Below are 2,466 nucleotides of genomic sequence, written 5' to 3' on the forward strand. Positions count from 1 at the left end.
TGTTAATACTTGCTTTTGAAGAAGTCAAGCCTTTTTTTAATTTTTTGTTGCATTTTTGAAGAATAAAAGCATATAATATTATTGTAGGAGGTTGATATTATGGGTATAAATGAAATTATAAAAATTGGAGATAGATTAAAAACTTTAAGACTTAGCAAAGGATTAACTCAAGCACAAGTAGCTGAAAAAATAGGGATACCACGTACCACATATGCAAATTACGAATCAGATAAAAGAGAGCCTAAAATCGACATTTTAAACAAGATAGCAGCAGAATTCGATGTAACAATCGATGATATTCTAACTAAAAGTTTTATTCATAAAGAAGATAATGATAGACTGTATATTTTATCCTTAAAAATTGCAGAACTAATTCCATTTTATAGCTTTGAAGAGATAGAAAAAGCTACTGAACTTTCAAAAGAACTCATTGAAAAAAAACAACTTGTTATAAGTGAGAATAAATTAAATCGAAATGAAAAAATTGATATTCTAATTGGTTATTTTAGTGCTTGTGAGTATCAAACTGAAGTTGCCAGTATTCTCGCAATGAAAACAACTTATAATATGTCTAGTGATTTATATGGAAAATATTTTGAGCCTTGTGTAAATAATCAAATAATGGATTTTATCGAAAATGCTTTATTATCATCTGATGATATTAAAAATGAAGATATAGCTTGGGAGTGTATATTGGATACCTTAGGATTTGAATATGCCTACGATATTATAGAAAATAATCTATATTATAGAAGGAGTTATCTCTCTTCTTTTTCTATAATCGAACAAGTTAGTGATATAGTATTAGAAGAATTCGCAAAAATGCCTGATAGATTTGGAAATAAGATTCAAACAAATAATTATTTAAGTGGAAATACACTTTATAACCAAAACAAAAGAAATTTTTTAACTTCAATTAATGAAGTCACACCTTCTAAGTAGTGTCAAATGAATATATCACTACTCTTGAACAATAGATAACTGGGATTTCCCCTTTATCCCATCTAAAGTGGGAATTTCCCACTTTAAAGCTCATCAACAATATTATGATATAAACTATTTATAAAAATTATCAACACCAAATTGTCGGTGATTTAAAATCACTGACAATTATATTCGCAACTTGGTGAAAATTTCATGCTAACCTTTAAAGCAAATATTAGCTTATATAAGCGTTTTTACTTTAAAATGATAAATTATACTATTGAATAGAAAGGAGCCCACAGAATGGCTAGTTTTAGGAAATTATCTAATGGTAAATGGGAAGTAACTATCGACCTTGGACGTAATCCCTCTACTGGTAAAAGAATGAGAAAATTTAAAAGTGGCTTTAAAACTAAAAAAGAAGCTGTAGCATATGCAAATTCATTTTGCGTTGATATTGCTAATGGATTAAATGTTATTGACAATAAAGTATTATTAAAAGATTTTATTAATGCTTGGTATAATGAATATAAATCTAAAACATTAAGTATAAATACTAAAACTTCCTATAGATCAAGGATAGATAATTATATAATCCCTTATCTTGGAGATATTGAAATAGGTCGTCTTAATACTGCTACAGTACAACAATTTTATAATGAACTTATAAATGGTGGATTAAAGCCTAATAGCACCAAAAAGATTATTGAAGTTCTTACTGGTTGTTATAAATATGCTAAAAAATTAAATTTAGTCAATTACATTCCCACTGATATTGAGAAAATATCACAAGAAAAAGAAAAGGTTATTGTATGGAATGAAGAACAATTAAAATCATTCCTGTTATATATAAAGGATTCTTGGCTTTATATACCTATATTAATAATAAGTCTTACTGGTTTACGTGTTGGTGAGTTATGTGGTCTTAGATGGGATAATATAGACCTAGAAAATGGATTTATAAATATTAGAGAGCAAGTTATACAAGATAAAACAAATCATAAATTAATACATACTAGTATATTAAAGACTAATTCAGCTTTTAGAAGTATTTCTATACCTAATAGCTTAGTAAATGTATTAACTAATCATAAATTAAATCAGTCTGAAAGCAATTCTAAAGGCTTTGTTATATTAAGTAGGGATAATAAGATGTGTAACCCTAGAAACGTATCTATGGACTTTACAAAGAAGCTAGAGAGGTTTAATAAATTACTCCAAGATAATAGCAGCACTCTTCCTAAAATATCTATTCATGGATTAAGGCATACTCATGCAACTATATTATTACTTAAAGGTGAGAATATTAAGGTTATCTCCAAAAGACTTGGGCATACTTCAACTCAAATTACATGGGATACTTATAGTCATGTATTACCCGAAATGGAAAAGAAAACAGCCGACTTACTAGATATCATGTTTGATGATATTTAATTTTTTATGCAAAAATGTCGGTTAAATGTCGGTATTTTACAAAACAAAAACGGCTAAACGTTAGTGTTTTAGCCGTTTATTTGCTTTATATGGTACTCCCAACAGGAA

At 27.7% G+C, this 2,466-nt stretch carries 2 protein-coding genes; both read left to right on the plus strand.

Annotated elements, in window-relative coordinates; translation table 11 throughout:
• The first annotated feature begins 99 nt into the window (after nt 1-99).
• Complete coding sequence (locus tag ABUA17_RS18650; RefSeq protein WP_349818086.1) at nt 100-942, plus strand: helix-turn-helix domain-containing protein; 843 nt, start codon at nt 100-102, stop codon at nt 940-942.
• A 285-nt stretch (nt 943-1,227) separates the two neighbouring features.
• A complete protein-coding gene (locus ABUA17_RS18655) occupies nt 1,228-2,358 on the plus strand; it encodes a site-specific integrase (RefSeq protein ID WP_349818087.1) in 1,131 nt (376 codons plus the stop codon).
• Nucleotides 2,359-2,466: the final 108 nt, after the last annotated feature.

Origin of the sequence: Clostridium sp. RTP31139st1_H3_RTP31139_211217, assembly GCF_040227035.1 — a bacterium.
In the GTDB taxonomy this organism is placed as follows: domain Bacteria; phylum Bacillota; class Clostridia; order Clostridiales; family Clostridiaceae; genus Clostridium; species Clostridium saudiense.